A 19,139-nucleotide genomic window follows, 5' to 3' on the forward strand; every position below is an offset into this window, starting at 1 on the left:
TTTACGAGGCAGGCAACACTGTCAGCCCACGCGGCCGAAGATTGACCGACTCGCACCCGTCCGCGGTGACGATCACGATGTCCTCGATTCGCGCACCCCACTGACCTCGAAAATAGATCCCGGGTTCGATACTGAAAGCCATCCCCTCGACCAATTCGATGTCATTGCCCGCCACGATGTATGGCTCTTCGTGAACCGACAGACCGATTCCGTGGCCGGTGCGGTGCAAAAAGACGTCTCCTAGTCCCTCGGCGGACAGCACGTCGCGCGCCGCCGCGTCGATGGTCTCGGCTCTCACACCGGGCCTGACGGCGTCGACTGCCGCCTGTTGTGCTCGCTCGAGGACTGCGTACTGCGCGGCAACCTCGCCGGTGGGCTCGCCCAGAACGTACGTCCGCGTCGAATCGGAGTTGTACCCCGGCGCGACAGGCCCGCCGATGTCGATCACAACGACATCTCCTGCCTCGATGATGCGCTCCGACACCTCATGATGCGGATCCGCACCGTGGGGACCGGAGCCGACGATGATGAACGCTGCTTCGGTGTGCCCTTCCTCCACGATCGCCGCACCGATGTCGTGTGCAACTGCGGCCTCCGTTCGACCGACTCTGAGAAAATCCCCCATTCGGGCGTGGACCCGGTCGATCGCGTGGCCTGCGCGCCGAAGCGCCTCGATCTCGGCGCTGTCCTTCGGCATTCGCAGTTGCCGCAACACCGCGGTTGCCAAAATTGGTGTCCGCCCCAACTTCTCGGCCAGCGGCACGAAGTGCAATGCCGGCATGGCGTCGTCGACCGCGGTCTTCGCGCCGGACGGCAAGACGGCGGCGACAAGTGCGTACGGGCTGACTCCATCCACCCAATCGGTAATGACGAGGCCCAGATCACCGACCGCGGAATCCTGGAGGGCTGCCAACTCGATACGCGGGACGACCACGGTAGAGCTCGAGCCATCCGCAGGGATCACCAGGCAGATCAGACGCTCGAACGAACTTGCCCGCGAACCGACCAAATATTGCAGATCTGGACCAGGCGTGACCAGCAAGGCGTCCAGACCCGCTTGCCCGGCGTACTCGGCTGCGCGAGCCAGCCGCGAGGCATAGATTTCTGTCGCGAATCGGGTGGGTGACGACGTGGAATCGGAACTCATGACTTCAGGCTAACGGCGTTTGGCAAGATGATGTCCATGACAGCCCCGGGAACGTCACCTCTTCTCCTTCTCGACGGAGCCAGCCTGTGGTTTCGGGCCTACTACGCGCTGCCCGAATCGATCACGGCCCCGGATGGGCGACCCGTCAACGCCGTGCGGGGATTCATCGACATGGTCGCCGCTCTGATGGCTCGAACCGAGCCGCGCCGACTCGCGGTATGCCTCGATCTTGATTGGCGGCCGAAGTTTCGAGTGGATGCAGTGCCGTCGTACAAGGCACACCGCGTCGCAGAAGTACTACCCGACACCGGATCGAGCGAAGAAGTACCCGAAACACTGACACCGCAGGTCGAGATGATCATGAACGTTCTCGCTGCCGCAGGGATCGCAACTGCCGGATCTGTCGGACTCGAAGCCGACGACGTGCTCGGAACTCTGGCTGCGCGCGAGCGAGAAGATCCAGTCGTCGTCGTCAGCGGAGATCGCGATCTGCTGCAAGTTGCATCCGATGAACCCAACCAGGTCAGGGTCCTCTACGTCGGACGGGGGTTGGCGAAGGCCGAGTTGTTCGGCCCCGCAGAAGTGGCAGACAAGTACGGGGTTCCCCCGCACCGGGCGGGCGAAGCGTATGCCGAACTGGCCCTTCTGCGCGGTGATGCCTCCGACGGACTCCCGGGTGTGAAAGGCGTTGGCGAGAAAACAGCGTCGACGCTCATGCTGCGCTACGGCTCGGTGGCCGAACTGCGCGCAGCGGTGGACGATCCAGCATCCGATCTAGCGAAGGGCATTCGAGCCAAACTGACCGCGGCGAGCGACTATCTGGATGCAGCACTGCCTGTAGTTCGCGTCGTTACCGATGCCGAGGTCGAGTTCTCACGTTCGGACATCATCCCAGCGGTGCCCGCCGACCCGGATCGGCTGTCGCAGCTGGCTTCCGAGCTCGGAATCGGCAGTGCCGTGGACCGATTGACCTCGGCACTGGGCACCTACGGCCGTCCCTGACCCGAAACCCAGCTGCACTCCGTATCTCAGCTGGGTTTCGTACGGCGCTTGGTCCCAGTACGCCAGTTGGTCCCAGTACTTCAGCGGGTCCCAGAACTTCAGCGGGTCCCAGTACGTCAGCGGGGACGTGATACCTCGTAGGTTCCGGTGTCATCGGTGAACGTCAATGTCACCTTCTTGTCGATGCCATCGACTCGCACCGAGCAATCGAAGGATGCACCTTTTTCGACGGCTTGGCCGCTGGGGCAATCTACGTTCGAAACGCTTGTGGCGCCGTAGGTTCCGGATACGATCTCTTCGATTCCGGCCTCGGCAGCGTCAGTATCGAGGGTCTTCGTTCCACCCAAGGTCGCAAAAAGCACCCCACCGATGAGAAGAATTGCGACGACCAACCCGCCGATCAGGAACAGGGGTGTCTTCGACTTGGTTCCCTGCGGTGATTGTCCACCTGGATTCCACTGCTGCTGACCGGGCTGCTGCTGACCGGGATACATGCCCCCGTACTGGCCCTGGGGGTTTTGGCCCTGCGGATACTGCCCCTGCGGAAATTGGCCCTGGGGGAACTGCCCCTGCGGATACTGCCCCTGCGGGAACTGGCCCTGGGGGAACTGCCCCTGCGGAAATTGGCCCTGGGGGAACTGCCCCTGCGGATACTGCCCCTGCGGGAACTGGCCCTGGCCGTAGGACTGAGTTGGATAGTTACCCTGCCCCTGGGGCTGCGCCGGGTATTGCCCCTGTGGATAGGGCGGCTGTTGCGGGTAGCCCTGAGTCGGTTGGCCCGATATAGGGCCGGCTTGGTCCCACGCTTGCTGACCAGGTGCTTGCTGACCAGGTGCTTGCTGACCGGGCGCCTGTTGTTCCCATGGCTGACCGGTCGTTGGGAGTTCACCGCCAGAATGGGTCTCCGACGCTGGTTCCTCCCGTTGCCCCTGATTGCGCGACCACTGCTCATCGGGGTTGTTCGGACCGTAAGGGCCGGTCATCTCGCCTCCACTTGATTCGATGTCGTCACACCTTAACGGAATTCACTCACGCCGCATCGACTGCGACAACACCACGTCTCAAGGCAGCAACGGCACGCGCTGCCGTCTTGGATATCTCCGGATCCGGCGAAGCCAGACGCACTTGGTCCAGTAGATCGATGACCTGTCGGCACCATCGAACGAAATCGCCGCCGGACAGAGCTTTTCCGTTGTCTCCGGCAGCCACGAGAGCATCGACGAGCGAGCTGTCGCTGGCCCAGCGATACACGGCCTTCACGAACCCCATATCAGGTTCACGTGTCGGCGGCAGAGAGTGTCGAATTTCGTCGGCGCGCAATTCCGTCCATACCCGGACCGTCTCGGTCAGAGCATGACGCACAGGTCCGGTTGGCCCCTGTGGAGTCGAGTCGCCTTCCTGCCGTGACTCGAACACGACCGAGGACACAACGGCTGCAAGTTCGGCAGGCGCAAGGCCGAGCCAGAGGCGTTGCCGCAGGCACTCGGCAACAAGCAGGTCCGATTCGGAATAGATGCGGCTCAATCGCGAACCGTTGCCTGTCACCTCGGGCGTACGACCGGCAGTGATGTACTCCCTTTCGGCAAGCAGCGACAAAATTCGGTCGAATGTACGCGCCAACGAATTGGTGGTGGCGGACACCTTGCGGCGCATCGATTCGTTCTCCCGCGCGAGCCTGTTGTACTGCTCGCCCACTCGGCCGAGTTCCTCACGATCGGACCTCGAATGAACCGGATGCGAACGTATGCTGCGCCTCAACGTGGCGAGTTCGCGGTCGTCGGCCGCCGTGGATTTACGGCGTCGGTGATCGGATGGCACGGAGATGCCTGTCGAACGCAACGCCGCCGCCAAATCACGCCGAGTCCTCGCCGTTCGATGATCGACGTAGCGAGGCAAACGCATCGCGCCCAAGGAATCTGCAGAAGAGGGGAAGTCGGCAGCCGACACTCGTCCCGCCCACTTGTCCTCGGTCAGAACCAACGGCCGAGGATCGGTCAGGTCGTCGTCGGGCTCGAGGACAACAGCCAACCCGCTGCGTTTGCCGCTGGGAACGGACACGACGTCGCCGCGCTTGAGACTCCGTAGCGATTCGACGGCTCTGTCCCTTCGGTCCTGCCGTCCCTGACGCTCGAGGGTCTTTTCGCGGTCCTTCAGTCGTTCGCGCAGCTTGGCGTACTCGAAGTATTCGCCCTCCGGCCCGCCCAGTCGTGCACCCAATTGCGTCAGAGTCACATCGTTGCGCTCGATGCCGCGAACGAGACCGACGACAGATCGGTCCGCTTGAAACTGTGCAAACGAGCGTTCCAACAATGCGCGCGAGTCGGCAGCTCCGAATTGTTCGACCAGATTGATCGACATGTTGTAGCCCGGGCGGAATGAACTCCGTAGCGGAAAGGTGCGGGTCGATGCCAGACCCGCTACTTCGGTCGGCTCGGTTCCCGGCTGCCACAGCACGACGGCATGACCTTCGATATCGATGCCACGGCGTCCCGCTCGACCCGTCAGCTGGGTGTACTCCCCCGGAGTCAACTCTGCATGAGTTTCACCGTTGAACTTGACCAGCTTCTCGAGCACGACGGTGCGTGCTGGCATATTGATGCCCAGAGCCAATGTTTCGGTGGCAAACACTGCCCGGACCAGGCCTTTGACGAACAGCTCTTCGACGGTATGGCGGAAGACCGGCAGCATGCCCGCGTGATGGGCGGCAAGCCCTCGCTCGAGAGCCTCGCGCCACTCCCAGAAGCCGAGTACTTCGAGATCCTGACGGGGAAGCTCGGAGGTGTGCTTTTCGACAATGTAGCGAATCTCTTCGACCTGCTCCGGCGTCGTGAGAACCAACCGAGAACGCAGACATTGCGTCAGAGCAGCATCACAACCGGCACGGCTGAAGATGAAAGTGATCGCCGGTAGTAGACCTTCCTGGTCCAGCCGAGCGATAACGTCAGGCCGCGGCAAAGGTCGATTGTTCGCACTCGCTCCGTGTCCACCGCGCCCGCGTCCTCTTCCATGGGGCGCTTGCCATCTGTCGACGTAGTCGAGTGACTGCCTTTCCTTCACGTGGCGGACCAGATCGCGGTCGACAACCGGTTTGGCCGCACCCCCGCTGGAGTGAGCGCGACTGTCGAACAAATCGAACAACCGGCGGCCGACCATGATGTGCTGCGACAACGGCACCGGTCGATTCTCGTCCACCACGACGGTGGTATCTCCCCGGACCGTCTCCATCCACGCGCCGAACTCCTCGGCGTTGCTCACAGTAGCCGACAGGCTGACCAGCCGAACGTCCTGAGAGAGATGAAGAATCACCTCTTCCCACACCGCACCCCTGAACCGGTCGGCGAGATAATGAACCTCGTCCATGACCACGTGGGACAGTCCCCGAAGGGCATTCGAGTTGGCATAGAGCATGTTTCGCAATACTTCGGTCGTCATCACGACGATCGGCGCATCGGGATTGATGCTCGAATCGCCGGTCAGCAGTCCGACAGTCGACCGACCGTACCTTGCCGTCAGGTCGGCGAACTTCTGATTGCTCAGCGCTTTGATCGGAGTCGTGTAGAAGCACTTGCGACCCGACGCGAGGGCGAGATGAACGGCGAACTCACCGATAATCGTCTTACCCGCGCCGGTGGGGGCGCACACCAGAACGCCGTGGCCTGCCTCCAATGCCGTACAGGCATCGATTTGAAAGCGATCGAGCGGAAAGCTCAGCTCACCGGCGAACTTCTGCAATTCGGACGTCGAGACGCTCACTCGATCACGTCAGATCGTGTCGGTGAAGTCCTGCTGGGGTTGACGGGGTGCCTCGACCTTGCTCGGTGACTCGACCTTGTTCGGCGATTCGATGGATCCAGAGAAATCGATCGACGATGCTTCGTCATCGGATACATCACCCCATTCCTCGCTACTCTTGCGCAATTTACGCCTGTCGTGAATGCGAGCGACCTGCACTGCCATTTCGAACAGGATCGTAAGTGCCAACGCCAATGCCAACATCGAGAACGGGTCTTGTCCGGGCGTTGCGATCGCAGCGAAGACGAACAGTCCGAAAATCAGTCCGCGGCGCCATGCTTTCAATCGTTCGTAGGTCAGGATGCCGACAAAATTCAACGCCACCACCAGGAGCGGAATCTCGAAGCTGACACCGAAAATGATCAGCAAATTGATCAAGAACCCGAAGTACTGGTCACCGCTGAGCGCCGTGATCTGAACGTTGTCGCCGATGGACAACAAAAAGTGCAGGCCCTTGGCCACGACGAAGTACGCGAGAATCGCACCCGCGACGAACAGTGCAGCCGCGGAAGAGACGAACGCGATCGCATAACCGCGTTCCTTCGCGTACAGGCCCGGGGTGATGAACGCCCACAGCTGGTAGAGCCATATAGGGCATGCCAGCACTACGCCGGCGGTGAACGCGACCTTGAATCGGAGCAGAAACTGATCGAATGGGCCGGTCGCGAGCAGGCGGCACGAGTCGTCGTTACTCAGATTCGCTCGCAAACTCGGATCAAGCGAGCAATAAGGACCTCGCAGTAGGTCACCGAGGCTCTCGAAGCCGAACAAGGTGTGTGAGTACCAAAAAAAGCCGAAGGCCGTCGTCACGGCAACGGCCAGCAAAGCCCACATCAACCGAGTCCGCAACTCGTACAAGTGATCGACCAACGACATCGTGCCGTCGGGATTCAGTCGGCGCTTGCTTCGCCTTGGGTCGAACGGGATTCGCATTCTCTGTCTTCGCTCAGCAGTGAACCGGGGTGCTGATCAGCACCCCGGTTTGCTGCGTATCGTTCTTCTCAGGCCGACTTGGTGTCAGGTCGGCTGCTCACGCCGTCCACAGGATGAGCGTTCACAGCGTGTGGGTCGACCGGCACCGCAGGATTGAGCTGCGTCGGCGCGGCAGGTTGAGCGGCAGGAGCTTCGGCCTTGCCGTCGTTCTGCATTTCCTTCACTTCGCTTTTGAAGATGCGTAGCGAGCGGCCCAGTCCCCGAGCTGCTTCGGGCAGCTTCTTGGAACCGAACAGAATTACGACGACCACCGCGACGATGGCCCAGTGCCACGGGCTCAAGGCTCCCATGTATACCTCCCAGAATCAGATAACTCGAGCCTACCCGACGTCAGACCTAGTCGGACCCGAAGTAACCGAGTGTTAACTGTCAGTTCATTGATACTGATCAGTGTGAAACAACCTTGTACAAATCATTCACCGAGCTCAGCATAGGCAGCCAGCGCGGTCCGCGCGCGCTCGTTGACGCTGCGCTGCAGTTCCGGCGGTCCGAGCACAGCGATTCCCGTACCGAAACCAAGGGTCAAACGTGTCATCCACGCCAAAGTCGCGAATCGCATCGTCACCGTGATCGAGCCATCTGCCGCAGCACCTACCTGAGTCATCGGGTAGTAGTCCATTACCCACACGAAACTGGGCTGGATCTCGAGAAGTGCTTGAGGAAGCGACGGATCGTCATTGAAGATTTCGAAACTGTCGTCCTGTGGTGCACCCTCGGGCGGGCATGACGGTTCGGGAAGCTCGCCTGCGCTGTCGATTCGATCGAATCGAAACAGTCGCACTCCCTCGGCGCGACGGCACCAAGCCTGCAGGTAGCTGTGATCGTCGATGAGGACAGTTCGGATCGGATCGACGACTCGTTCGGACACTGCGTCACGCGAAGCGGAGTAATAGGTCAGTTCGAGCGCATGTCGATTCCGAAGGGCAGAGCGGATCGCGGCCGCTGCCTCGCTCTCCGGAACCGATGTCGCCGTATCTTGCCCGGATGATCGGGGGACGTTGGCGGCAGCAGCTCCTGCAGCATCCTCGATCTTCGCGATCGCGCGCTGCGCAGCTGACGGATCCACCATCCCTGGCATCGAGGTCAGTGAACGAAGCGCGACGAGTAGAGCCGTTGCTTCGGTCGACGTCAGCCGCAACGGACGATCGATTCCGGCAGAGAACGTAACCTCGATGCTCTCCTCCGAGAAGGACAGGTCGATGAGATCTCCGGGGCCGTAACCGGGCAATCCGCACATCCAGAGCTGATTCAGATCGGTCATCAGGGTCGTGGTGGATACACCGAGTTCGCGCGCTGCTTCGGCTGCGCTCAGGCCTGGATTCGCCTGGAAGAAAGGCACCATGTTCAGGAGTCGGGCCAACCGCACCGACAGTCGTGCGCTCACCGTGACACCTCGATCGCTGCTGAATTGAGTGCACGAATGACGTCGGCTCGTAGCTCTGGCGGATCCAGCACCAAAGCGTCACCCCCGTGCCCTGCCACCAGACGGGTCACCCATTCCCACGAACGCACCGGGATTTGTACTACCGATCCACTTCTTCCACCGACCGTGCGGTCCTCCAACGCAGTTCCCAGTCTTCTGATCTCGAATGCGGCGTCGTCGACGACCCAGACGGTTGCCGATCCGCTGACCTCCGCGGTTCCTGCAACTCGTTCGACAATGGATTGAAGATCGATGCCCTCGGGCTTGCGCACACTTCCTGTGCGCCCGAACGTGGAAACGTCATCGCCGATCCGCGACAACCGGAACGTCCGAATGTCGTTGCGATCGACATCGTGCCCCACCAGGTACCACCGTCCGCGAAACGTGACAACCCCCCACGGTTGCACGGTGCGAGTGACGAAGGGGTCTGTGGTCGAGCCTCGATGCTCGAAACGGACGGACCTACCCGCGTCGATTGCCGAGAGCAAGGCACCGAGCGCAGGTTCGGAGCCTCTGGTCCGCGCTGGAACCGCAGTGACCGATGCCGCCGATTGGTCCTGATCGACCTGAATGCCAGCGGCACGTAGCTTGAGGAGCGCGCTTTGCGCTGCAGAAGTCAACTCCGGGGACTCCCACAATTGCACGGCGACGGCGACGGCAGCGGCTTCTTCTCGGCTGAGATCGATGTCCGGGAGCTCATAGGCATCTCGATTGATCCGATACCCCTCGACCCCTCCCGAGCCGGCAGCAAGTCCGGTCTCCAACGGAACGCCGAGATCGCGGAGTTCGTTCTTGTCTCGCTCGAACATGCGACTGAAGGCTTCGTCGGTCCCCGAGTCTCCATACCCGGCGACGCTGTCTCGGATCCGCTCCGCGGTCACGAACTGCCGCGTCGACAGGAGACAGATGACCAGGTTCATCAATCGCTCGACTTTGGTGATCGCCACTATGGCAGCCTAATGGTCGATACGTGACCCGCTACATCGAAGCGATCAGACGCTCCACGCGTTCGTCGACCGAACGAAACGGATCCTTGCACAGCACGGTGCGCTGCGCCTGGTCGTTGAGCTTGAGGTGCACCCAGTCGACGGTAAAGTCGCGTCCTGCTTCCTGCGCGGCGGTGATGAATTCGCCTCGCAGCTTTGCGCGAGTCGTTTGCGGTGGCAAATTGACCGCCTCGTCGATTTGTTCGTCTTCGGTGATGCGTTTGACCAAGCCTTTGCGTTGAAGAACGTCGAACACCCCGCGACCGCGCTTGATGTCGTGATATGCCAAGTCGAGCTGAGCGATCTTCGGATCCGACAGTTCCATCGAGTAGCGATCCTGGTAACGCTGGAACAGCTTGCGTTTGATCACCCAGTCGATCTCGGTGTCGACCTTCGCAAAGTCCTGTGCTTCGACGGCGTCGAGAGTGCGGCCCCATAGATCGACGACTTGCTCTACCTGTGGGTCCGGTTCGCGGGACTTCAGATGTTCGACGGCCCGCGCGTAGTACTCACGCTGGATCTCCAATGCACTGGCCTGACGGCCGCCGGCCAGGCGGACTGGCTTTCGACCGGTCAGATCGTGGCTTACCTCGCGAATCGCCCGAATCGGGTTGTCCAGAGCGAAATCTCGGAAGGAGACGCCTGCCTCGATCATTTCCAGAACAAGCGCAGCGGTACCGACCTTGAGCATGGTGCTCGACTCGGACATGTTCGAATCACCGACGATCACATGCAGCCGCCGGTACTTCTCGGCATCGGCGTGTGGTTCGTCCCGGGTGTTGATGATCGGTCGTGAACGCGTAGTCGCGGAGGACACACCTTCCCAGATGTGCTCGGCCCGCTGAGAGAGGCAGAACGTCGCCGCTTTGGGGGTCTGCAAGACCTTGCCTGCACCACAGATCAATTGGCGAGTCACCAGGAAAGGCAGCAAGACGTCGGAGATTCGGGAGAACTCCCCCGCGCGCGCCACCAGAAAGTTCTCGTGGCAGCCGTAGGAGTTGCCGGCCGAATCGGTGTTGTTCTTGAACAGGTAGATATCGCCACCGATACCTTCTTCGGCGAGACGCTGCTCCGCATCGATCAGCAGGTCTTCGAGCACGCGCTCACCGGCTCGGTCGTGCGTGACGAGCTGCAGAAGGCTGTCACATTCGGCCGTCGCGTACTCCGGATGCGAACCGACGTCGAGGTACAACCGCGCACCGTTGCGAAGAAAGACGTTGGAGCTACGGCCCCAGGACACGACTCGGCGAAACAGGTAGCGGGCCACCTCGTCGGGACTCAGCCGCCGGTGCCCGTGAAAGGTACATGTCACACCGAACTCGGTCTCGATGCCCATAATTCGTCGTTGCACACTTCGACAGTACAACGACCCAGCACCCACCCGGGGTCCGAACGTCCCGACTTCTGTCGTGTCCATTCGCTCCGCATAGGCTCGAACTGTGAAGCACAGGCCATCGCAACTATCCGCCCTGATCCATACCTGGGACGTAAGGGTGTTCGATCGCATTGCCGCGAGCCGCACGTCCACTGCCGATCCAGTGTTGCGCGAACTCAGTACGGCCGCGAACCACAGCCTTCTGTGGGCGGCCTCGGCTGGCCTGCTCTCTGCCCGCCCCGGCCCGACGCGTCGTGGCGCTGTTCGCGGACTTCTTGCTGTCGCCGGTGCAAGCGCGGTCGCCAACGGCATTCTCAAGCCACTCCTACCGCGCACCAGGCCGGGGTTCGAGCGCACTCCACTCGTCCGGCGCCTGCTGTCCCCACCCGAGTCGTCCTCGTTCCCGTCCGGGCACTCCGCGTCGGCGGCAGCATTCGTCGTCGGGGTGTCTCTCGAATCACCGCTCGCAGGAGCGCTTGTGGCTCCGCTCGCGGCCGCAGTCTGCTATTCGAGGGTGCACACTGGCGTCCACTGGCCATCCGACGTCGTCGCAGGAGCTGCTCTGGGTGCGGGTATCGCCCTGTCCACCAGAAGGTGGTGGGCGGTTCGTACAGAGGAAGCAGCAGAGCTCGGCACCTCGATCGAAGCACCTGCGCTGCCGAAGGGAAGAGGACTACTCGTCCTCACCAACCCTGGTTCCGGGACGAACGACGACATGTCCGCCGAGATCAGCGAGATGCTCCCCGAGGCCGAACAATTCGCTCCGGATACCGACACCGATTTCAACGAACAGCTCGAGAAGCGCATCAGCGACGGCAGACCGCGAGCGTTGGGAGTCTGCGGCGGTGACGGCACGATCGTCAGTGTGGCGGAATCAGCTGTTGCACACGGACTCCCGCTCGCAGTATTCCCTGGAGGAACACTCAACCATTTCGCCAGAGACGCCGGGGTCGCCAGCGTCGAAGCGACGGTGCATGCCATCGAGAATGGATACGCATCGCGAGTAGATCTCGCATCGGTGATCGTCGACGGCTCTCGGTCAGTGCATTTCGTCAATACGGCAACGTTCGGCGGGTATCCGGATTCCGTACGACTTCGAGAACGCTTGGAAGGCAAGATCGGTAAATGGCCGGCAGCGGCGGTAGCGATGATCCGCGTTCTGGCCGCGGCGCAACCCTTGAAGATTTCCCTCGACGGCCGGCAAAGATCGGTGTGGATGCTCTTCGTCGGCAACGGCCAGTACCACCCCAGTGATCAAGTTCCGATGTCTCGACGCTCCATCGGTTCTGGCACGCTCGATGTTCGGTATCTTCCATCGAAGCCGTTTCTGTCTCGCACGAGACTGCTGATCGCAGCGTTGACCGGCACGCTCGGAAGCTCGGCAACCTATGTGCACTCCGTTACGCGAACGTTGAGCGTGAAAGTCACCGGCTCGGAGGTCGCACTCGCGACCGACGGCGAAGTGACCGCTGACGGTAGCGAATTCACCTTCGCCACCGACGACAACGGCCTCGTACTCTACCGCGACAGGTAGCGCACGAGGCCGGTCCGCAACAACTCAATCAGTCGTCGAGGACTCGGAAGTCGATGCTAGATTCGGCAACATTTCCTGCAACGCCGGGCCCGCTATGCGCCGAAATGCTCGCCGCGGGCGAGCCTGATCGAGAACGGCGACCTCGAGGGAACTGACTTCGAGAATTTTCTTCTCGGAGTCGGCACCGTTCGCGGTCGTAGTCGTCGACACCGTGCCCTGCGCAAGCGCGTCGACTGCGATCTTTACCGCAGCGCTGAGGTCGAGCCCCTGCCGGTAGGACGTCCGCAACGCGGTCACGATCGGCTCGGTCGTGCCGCCCATGACGACGAACTCTTTCTCGTCGACGATCGAACCGTCATAGGTGATTCGGTAGAGCTGCGTCGACGACGCCTCGTCGGAGTGGCCTACCTCGGCAACACAGATCTCCACCTCGTACGGCTTGAGTTGCTCGGTGAAGATCGTGCCGAGTGCCTGGGCGTAGGTCTTGGCGAGAGAACGTCCGGTGACGTCACGACGGTCGTAGGTGTAGCCCTTGGTATCAGCGTGCAGAATCCCAGCCTTGCGGAGGTTTTCGAACTCGTTGTACTTGCCTACAGCTGCGAAACCGAGTCGGTCGTAGAGTTCGCTGACCTTGTGGAGTGCCGACGAGCGGTTCTCGGCGACGAACAACACCCCCTCGGCGAAGGTCAAGACGATGACACTTCGACCTCGTGCGATGCCCTTGCGTGCCAACTCCGAGCGATCGCGCATGATCTGCTCGGCAGATGCGTAATACGGCATCGTCATGACGAAAGCCCCTCGTCCTGAGTGCGCTCGGCTATCACTGCCCGAGCGGCATCGGCAATTCGTGATTCGGCAACGTCGACCGCACCGACACTCGTAATGGTGACGGCAGTCGGATAGATGCCGCGTGTCACGTCCGGTCCGCCAGTCGCGGAGTCGTCATCTGCTGCGTCGAAGAGGGACTCCACGGCTGCACGCAGCGCAGCTTCCTCGTCCATGCCCGGCGAAATCAGCTTCTTCAGCGCCGATTTCGCGAAAAGTGATCCCGAACCCACCGAGTGATAACCGGATCTCTCTTCGTACCGGCCGCCCACCACGTCGTACGAGACGATACGACCAGCAACCTCGGGATCGGCTGCGTCGACATCGAATCCGACCAGCAGTGGCACCGCTGCCAGGCCCTGCATTGCCGCACCCAGATTGCTACGGACCATCGACGACAGCTTGCTCGCCTTACCGTTGAATGTAAGCGGGACGCCCTCGATCTTCTCGTAATGTTCGAGTTCGACGGTGAACAGACGCACGAGTTCGATTGCGATACCTGCAGTCCCGGCAATGCCCGCCGCCGAGTATTCGTCCGTGACGAATACTTTCTGCATGTCCCGGTTGGCAATGAGATTGCCCTGCGTCGCACGACGATCGCCGGCGATGAGAACACCACCGGCGAAGGTAACCGCGACGATGGTCGTACCGTGGGGCGCCAGATCCGACATCGTCACGAGATCGCCTGCACTTCCGCGTAGATCCGAACCTGCTTCCGGTGAAAAACGATTTCCCGGAAGCAGGTGCGGTGCATGATCACGTAGGTGGTCGGTGAAGGAAGAGTGATGTGAGCCGAATGTCGGCAGCAGATCATCGAGCACAGACGCCGTCCGGTCCAACCTCACTGGCCGCCCTTCTGAACGTAAGCACGTACGAAGTCCTCGGCGTTTTCCTCGAGCACGTCGTCGATCTCGTCGAGTAGGTCGTCGGTTTCCTCTGCCAGCTTCTCGCGCCGTTCCTGACCACCGCCGGCCTCACCGGGGACCTCGTCGTCGCCGTCGCCACCGCCAGAGCGTCGTGTCTGCTCTCGAGCCATAGTCGCCGACCTCCTTACGTATTCGCAGTACCTGCTCGGACCTTCACCCTACCGATTCGGCGCTGGGACGGGCGGTAAGACACCAGATCGAGCAAGAGCGGAGCGGGCGGAGTGAGAGCGGTGTGGGTCAGGTCGTGAGTTGCTCGACAAGCTCGGCAGCAGTCTCGGCGGACTCGAGGAGCGCCCCTACATGCGCTTTGCTTCCCCGCAGCGGTTCCAGGGTCGGTATTCGTACCAAGGAATCGCCGCCGAGGTCGAAGATCACCGAGTCCCAGCTTGCGGCTGCGATGTCGGCGCCGAACTTGCGGAGGACCTCACCGCGGAAATAGGCCCTGGTGTCGGTCGGCGGGTTGGTCACTGCGTCAAGGATCTGCTGCTCGGTGACGAGACGCTGCATGGATCCGCGCGCCACGAGTCGATTGTAGAGGCCCTTGTCGAGTCGCACATCCGAGTACTGAAGGTCCACGAGATGCAGTCGCGGCGCTGACCACCCCAGGCCTTCGCGCTGCCGAAACCCTTCGAGCAGGCGAAGTTTCGCCGGCCAGTCGAGCAGATCCGCGCATTCCATCGGGTCGCGTTCGAGTAGGTCGAGGATCATCGCCCACTTCTCGAGGATGTCCGCAACCCGGGGGTCGTCGTTGCCTTCTCCGGCTACGAACTTGGCGACGCGTTGATGGTAGATCCGCTGCAGTGCCAAGGCGGTCAGTTCTCGACCATCGGTGAGTGCGACGGTCTGCCGCAGTGTCGGGTCGTGGCTGATCTGGTGAACAGCGGTGACGGGACGCGCAAGCTGAAGGTCCGAGAGATCGACGCCTGCCTCGATGATGTCGAGGACGAGCGCTGTCGTTCCCACCTTCAGATAAGTTGCCATTTCGGCAAGGTTGGCGTCACCGATGATGCAGTGAAGTCTCCGGTACTTGTCTGCATCTGCATGCGGTTCGTCCCGGGTATTGATGATTCCGCGTTTGAGCGTCGTTTCGAGGCCGACTTCGACCTCGATGTAGTCCGCACGCTGCGAGAGTTGGAAGCCTGCTTCGTCACCGGACTGACCTATACCTACCCGACCCGACCCGGTGAAGACCTGACGGGATGCGAAGAACGGAGACAGGCCGGCAATGACCGCCGAGAAAGGCGTCGCGCGGGACATGAGGTAATTCTCGTGAGTTCCGTACGACGCGCCCTTGCCGTCGACGTTGTTCTTGTACAGCTGGAGTCGCGGGGCACCGGGCACGCTGGAGGCATGCCGTGCCGCGGCCTCCATCACCCTCTCGCCTGCCTTGTCCCAGATGACTGCATCGAGCGGATCGCGTACTTCTGGAGCCGAGTACTCCGGGTGTGCGTGGTCGACGTATAGCCTTGCACCGTTGGTCAGAATCATGTTTGCGGCGCCGATCTCGTCGGCGTCGATGATCGGCGCAGGTCCGCTGAAACGGCCGAGATCGAATCCACGGGCGTCACGTAGGGGCGACTCGACCTCGTAGTCCCAGCGGGTTCGCTTCGCCCGAGGTACCCCGGCTGCGGCTGCATAGGCCAGCACTGCCTGAGTGGACGTGAGAATCGGGTTGGCCGTTGGATCGGTTGGGGAGGAAATTCCGTACTCGACCTCGATGCCAATGATGCGCTCCATATATCCGAGCCTAGGTTATGGCCGGGTCTGCAATCGAACGACCAGGCCGGACCGGATCGATATCGGCGCAGCATCGCGTCGAATCACCGAGGGCGACGTGCCGTTTCTCGCGAAACCAGAACTGCTCGACGCATCTACCGAACGAGCGGCGTGTACGTCGAGCAGTTCTGGACGGCGATCTTACTGACGAGAAACTCGGTTGCTACAGGTACTGCCCCGTGTTCGACTCGGTATCGATCGCGCGGGAAGCACTTGCGTTCTTGCCGGTGACCAGGGTGCGAATGTAGACGATGCGCTCGCCCTTCTTCCCCGAGATCCGAGCCCAGTCGTCCGGGTTCGTGGTGTTGGGCAAGTCCTCGTTCTCGGCGAACTCGTCGACGATCGAATCGAAGAGATGCTGAACGCGAAGTCCGGGGGTCCCTGACTCGAGAACAGACTTGATCGCGTACTTCTTCGCACGGTCGACGATGTTCTGGATCATGGCACCGGAGTTGAAGTCCTTGAAGTACAGAACTTCTTTGTCTCCATTGGCGTAGGTCACTTCGAGGAAACGATTGTCGTCGCTTTCCGCGTACATGCGGTCCACCACACGCTCGATCATCGCCCGAATGCAGGCAGTCCGGTCTCCCCCGAATTCTGCGAGGTCATCGGCATTGACCGGTAGTGAATCGGTCAGGTACTTCGAGAAGATGTCCTGGGCCGACTCGGCATCGGGGCGCTCGATCTTGATCTTCACATCGAGCCGGCCGGGTCGAAGAATTGCCGGATCGATCATGTCTTCACGGTTGGACGCACCGATCACGATGACGTTCTCGAGCCCCTCGACACCGTCGATCTCGGCGAGAAGCTGTGGGACGACCGTTGTTTCGACATCGGAGGAAACCCCAGAGCCACGGGTACGGAAGATGGAATCCATCTCGTCGAAGAACACGATGACGGGCGTACCCTCCGAAGCCTTTTCACGGGCACGCTGGAAGATCATCCGGATATGACGCTCGGTTTCACCGACGAACTTGTTCAGCAGCTCGGGACCTTTGATGTTCAGGAAGAACGATTTTGCTTCCTTGGCATCCTGGCCGCGAGATTCGGCGATCTTCTTCGCGAGTGAGTTCGCGACAGCCTTGGCGATCAGCGTTTTACCGCAGCCGGGTGGGCCGTAGAGCAGTACTCCCTTGGGTGGCCGTAGGGAGTACTCGCGGAACAGATCCTTGTGGAGGAACGGAAGCTCCACCGCGTCGCGTATCTGTTCGATCTGGCGGCCGAGACCACCGATGTCTTCGTACCCGACGTCCGGCACCTCTTCGAGCACCAAATCCTCGACCTCGGCCTTGGGTACACGCTCGAACGCGTACCCGGCTTTGGTATCGACCAGGAGCGAATCGCCGGGCCGCAGTTTGCGGGACGGCTCGTCCGGATCTTGGGGAAGGGTGTCGTTGACCATGTCGAACAGCGGCTTGGCGAGCCACACCACGCGCTCTTCGTCCGCGTGACCCACGACCAGAGCGCGGCTGCCGTCACCGAGCAACTCTCGGAGCGAACAAATCTCCCCGATTTGCTCGAACGATCCCGCCTCGACGATCGTCAGCGCCTCGTTCAACCTCACTGTCTGGCCGGGCGCGAGTGAGGCTGCCTCGACGTTGGGCGAACACGTCAGCCGCATTTTGCGACCGGAAGTGAACACATCCACCGTGTCGTCCTCATGCACTGCCATCAAGATGCCGTAGCCGCTGGGGGGTTGACCGAGCCGATCGACTTCTTCACGCAGCGCGATGAGTTGCTGACGCGCCTCCTTGAGGGTGTCCATCAACTTCGAGTTTCGTAGCGACAGCGAGTCGATGCGAGTCTCGAGTTCACGGACATGGTTCGGCGATTCCCCGAGTTGACCGAGTTGTCGCCGTAGAGCCGCAGCCTCGGTACGAAGCTCGTCGAGTTCCGCCCGTGCCGCAGCCGATTCTGGATTGTCTGTTGAGCTCATGAGCGACTCCTCCCAGTCCGATCTTTCAACGCTACCGGCACAGCGACCAAAGCGCGTGTGGACGCGTTCGCGTGTTGTCGACCGGGTGACGAATAGAGCCATCGAAGACTTCGTAGAGCAATGTTAGCCTCGCCTGACCCGGCGGGCCGAGAGCCCCACCAGAAAAGGCCCCACCAGTGAAGATGCGAGTTTCGCGCTGCTGAATGCAACCGCACAGCAATGAGGACCGTTGCCGACTGTAGCGACAGCGAGGGTACCGATCACGCTGATCACAGTTCGGACTCCACCGTGGAGACAACGGCTCGGAACTGCAACCTGACATCGGGACAGACGCTAGTGCCTGGATCCGTCAGCCCTTGCCGGATCTCCGCTGCGGCTTCGGGGTAACGGTCCCGGCTGCCAGTTTGCGAGCGCTGATCAAGAATGCGGTGTGACCCTGCATACGATGCTCGGGGCGCACCGCCAATCCCACGACATGCCAACCACGGACGATGGACTCCCACGACTTCGGTTCGGTCCAGCATTCTTGCGCTCGCAGAGCTTCGACGACGCGTGAGAGTTGCGTTACCGTCGCAACGTAGACGATCAACACCCCGCCGGGAACGATCGCATCCGCGACGGCGGGCAGGGCATCCCACGGCGCAAGCATGTCGAGAATTGCGCGGTCCACCGTCTCACCGGGATGATCCGCGGCGAACTGATCGATGTCGGCCACGGTCAAATCCCAGTTCGGCGGCCGCTCGCCGAAGAACGTTTCGACGTTCTTCACGGCATAGTCGGCGTGGTCCTGCCTGATCTCGTACGAGATGACGGTGCCCTCGGAACCGACCGCCCGAAGCAACGAACACGTCAGTGCGCCGGAACCCGCTCCTGCCTCCAACACGCGTGCTCCGGGAAACACGTCGCCCTCGTGGACGATCTGCGCAGCATCCTTGGGGTAGATGACCTGTGCGCCGCGCGGCATCGACAGGACGTAGTCGGTCAACAGCGGGCGCAGCGCCAGGTACGGCGTGCCGTTCACGGAGGTGACGACGCTGCCCTCGTCGGCACCGAGCAGCTTGTCGTGAGTGATTCCGCCGCGGTGAGTATGGAACTCTTTGCCGGGCTCGAGGACCACCGTGTAGTGCCTGCCCTTGCCGTCGGTCAACTGGACTCTGTCGCCGGCGCGGAACGGTCCGCTCCTTGCAGGTCCGGCATTCTCGGTGGGTACAGGAGTTACATCATGAGCGGGAGCTGGGTCGGATGCGGGAGCTGAGTTGGATGCAGGAACAGGGTCGGATGCGAAAGCCTCCTCGGAAGATTCGATTTCGCCCGAAGACACGCTCTCGTCCGAAGACACAGCCATTCCCACTTTCTAGTACTTGCACCTCAACCATCCGCCCGCGCGTAAATCTGCATGGGAAGGCGGCCGCCGATCCGGATGT

Annotated in this window: 16 protein-coding genes; 2 read left to right on the forward strand and 14 right to left on the reverse strand. The window is 61.4% G+C overall.

Features of this window, described 5'->3' with window-relative positions:
* Window position 1: 1 nt before the first annotated feature.
* Complete coding sequence (locus BJI47_RS07200; RefSeq protein WP_088943086.1) at window positions 2-1,147, reverse strand: Xaa-Pro peptidase family protein; 1,146 nt, start codon at window positions 1,145-1,147, stop codon at window positions 2-4.
* 27 nt (window positions 1,148-1,174) lie between these two features.
* On the opposite strand from BJI47_RS07200, the gene BJI47_RS07205 reads away from it, so the two are divergent.
* Window positions 1,175-2,149, forward strand: coding sequence for a 5'-3' exonuclease (locus tag BJI47_RS07205; protein WP_088943087.1), 975 nt, complete (start codon window positions 1,175-1,177; stop codon window positions 2,147-2,149).
* Between the two features lie 116 nt (window positions 2,150-2,265).
* On the opposite strand, the gene BJI47_RS07210 is transcribed toward BJI47_RS07205, so the two are convergent.
* The 7 genes from BJI47_RS07210 to pafA all read right to left on the reverse strand — a co-directional run bounded on the left by BJI47_RS07210 (window position 2,266) and on the right by pafA (window position 10,694).
* A complete protein-coding gene (locus tag BJI47_RS07210) occupies window positions 2,266-3,132 on the reverse strand; it encodes a DUF4333 domain-containing protein (RefSeq protein WP_088943088.1) in 867 nt (288 codons plus the stop codon).
* A gap of 46 nt (window positions 3,133-3,178) precedes the next feature.
* On the reverse strand, window positions 3,179-5,902 hold the full coding sequence (locus tag BJI47_RS07215) for an RNA helicase (protein ID WP_088943089.1): 2,724 nt from the start codon (window positions 5,900-5,902) through the stop codon (window positions 3,179-3,181).
* Window positions 5,903-5,911: 9 nt separating this feature from the next.
* Complete coding sequence (gene tatC, locus BJI47_RS07220; RefSeq protein WP_088943090.1) at window positions 5,912-6,874, reverse strand: twin-arginine translocase subunit TatC; 963 nt, start codon at window positions 6,872-6,874, stop codon at window positions 5,912-5,914.
* Window positions 6,875-6,942: 68 nt separating this feature from the next.
* A complete protein-coding gene (gene tatA / locus BJI47_RS07225) occupies window positions 6,943-7,224 on the reverse strand; it encodes a Sec-independent protein translocase subunit TatA (RefSeq protein ID WP_088943091.1) in 282 nt (93 codons plus the stop codon).
* Window positions 7,225-7,346: 122 nt separating this feature from the next.
* Window positions 7,347-8,318, reverse strand: coding sequence for a YafY family protein (locus tag BJI47_RS07230; protein ID WP_088943092.1), 972 nt, complete (start codon window positions 8,316-8,318; stop codon window positions 7,347-7,349).
* The gene (locus tag BJI47_RS07235) at window positions 8,315-9,304 is read right to left on the reverse strand and encodes a YafY family protein (protein WP_088943093.1); all 990 of its coding nucleotides are present in this window, start codon (window positions 9,302-9,304) and stop codon (window positions 8,315-8,317) included. Before BJI47_RS07235 ends, BJI47_RS07230 begins: the two co-directional genes overlap by 4 nt.
* Before the next feature lie 31 nt (window positions 9,305-9,335).
* The gene (pafA, locus tag BJI47_RS07240) at window positions 9,336-10,694 is read right to left on the reverse strand and encodes a Pup--protein ligase (protein ID WP_176224717.1); all 1,359 of its coding nucleotides are present in this window, start codon (window positions 10,692-10,694) and stop codon (window positions 9,336-9,338) included.
* Between the two features lie 142 nt (window positions 10,695-10,836).
* Between pafA and BJI47_RS07245 the strand changes: the two genes are divergently transcribed.
* The gene (locus BJI47_RS07245) at window positions 10,837-12,252 is read left to right on the forward strand and encodes a bifunctional phosphatase PAP2/diacylglycerol kinase family protein (protein WP_254900457.1); all 1,416 of its coding nucleotides are present in this window, start codon (window positions 10,837-10,839) and stop codon (window positions 12,250-12,252) included.
* 24 nt (window positions 12,253-12,276) lie between these two features.
* On the opposite strand, the gene prcA is transcribed toward BJI47_RS07245, so the two are convergent.
* The 6 genes from prcA to BJI47_RS07275 form a co-directional block, all read right to left on the reverse strand.
* Window positions 12,277-13,038, reverse strand: coding sequence for a proteasome subunit alpha (prcA, locus tag BJI47_RS07250; RefSeq protein WP_088943095.1), 762 nt, complete (start codon window positions 13,036-13,038; stop codon window positions 12,277-12,279).
* Complete coding sequence (prcB, locus tag BJI47_RS07255; protein ID WP_088943096.1) at window positions 13,035-13,922, reverse strand: proteasome subunit beta; 888 nt, start codon at window positions 13,920-13,922, stop codon at window positions 13,035-13,037. The genes prcA and prcB overlap by 4 nt, the downstream gene beginning before the upstream one ends.
* Window positions 13,919-14,113 carry a ubiquitin-like protein Pup gene (locus BJI47_RS07260; protein ID WP_084348893.1) on the reverse strand — a complete coding sequence of 65 codons (195 nt, stop codon included), beginning with the start codon at window positions 14,111-14,113 and terminating at the stop codon, window positions 13,919-13,921. Before BJI47_RS07260 ends, prcB begins: the two co-directional genes overlap by 4 nt.
* 127 nt (window positions 14,114-14,240) lie before the next feature.
* Window positions 14,241-15,740, reverse strand: coding sequence for a depupylase/deamidase Dop (gene dop, locus BJI47_RS07265; RefSeq protein WP_088943097.1), 1,500 nt, complete (start codon window positions 15,738-15,740; stop codon window positions 14,241-14,243).
* 202 nt (window positions 15,741-15,942) lie between these two features.
* Window positions 15,943-17,715: a proteasome ATPase gene (arc, locus tag BJI47_RS07270; protein WP_088943098.1), complete on the reverse strand. Its 1,773-nt coding sequence runs from the start codon at window positions 17,713-17,715 to the stop codon at window positions 15,943-15,945.
* A gap of 349 nt (window positions 17,716-18,064) precedes the next feature.
* Window positions 18,065-19,060, reverse strand: a complete 996-nt coding sequence (locus tag BJI47_RS07275; RefSeq protein WP_254900435.1) for a tRNA (adenine-N1)-methyltransferase — start codon at window positions 19,058-19,060, stop codon at window positions 18,065-18,067.
* Window positions 19,061-19,139: the final 79 nt, after the last annotated feature.

Origin of the sequence: Rhodococcus sp. 1168 (assembly GCF_002091955.1) — a bacterium.
Lineage (GTDB): Bacteria > Actinomycetota > Actinomycetes > Mycobacteriales > Mycobacteriaceae > Rhodococcoides.

Bases quoted from the DNA above. Each gene is read 5' to 3' on its own strand.
- BJI47_RS07200 (WP_088943086.1), bottom strand. From the start codon at position 1,147: ATGAGTTCCGATTCCACGTCGTCACCCACCCGATTCGCGACAGAAATC.
- BJI47_RS07205 (WP_088943087.1), top strand. From the start codon at position 1,175: ATGATGTCCATGACAGCCCCGGGAACGTCACCTCTTCTCCTTCTCGAC.
- BJI47_RS07210 (WP_088943088.1), bottom strand. From the start codon at position 3,132: ATGACCGGCCCTTACGGTCCGAACAACCCCGATGAGCAGTGGTCGCGC.
- tatC (WP_088943090.1), bottom strand. From the start codon at position 6,874: ATGCGAATCCCGTTCGACCCAAGGCGAAGCAAGCGCCGACTGAATCCC.
- tatA (WP_088943091.1), bottom strand. From the start codon at position 7,224: ATGGGAGCCTTGAGCCCGTGGCACTGGGCCATCGTCGCGGTGGTCGTC.
- prcA (WP_088943095.1), bottom strand. From the start codon at position 13,038: ATGACGATGCCGTATTACGCATCTGCCGAGCAGATCATGCGCGATCGC.
- BJI47_RS07260 (WP_084348893.1), bottom strand. From the start codon at position 14,113: ATGGCTCGAGAGCAGACACGACGCTCTGGCGGTGGCGACGGCGACGAC.
- dop (WP_088943097.1), bottom strand. From the start codon at position 15,740: ATGGAGCGCATCATTGGCATCGAGGTCGAGTACGGAATTTCCTCCCCA.
- arc (WP_088943098.1), bottom strand. From the start codon at position 17,715: ATGAGCTCAACAGACAATCCAGAATCGGCTGCGGCACGGGCGGAACTC.
- BJI47_RS07275 (WP_254900435.1), bottom strand. From the start codon at position 19,060: ATGGCTGTGTCTTCGGACGAGAGCGTGTCTTCGGGCGAAATCGAATCT.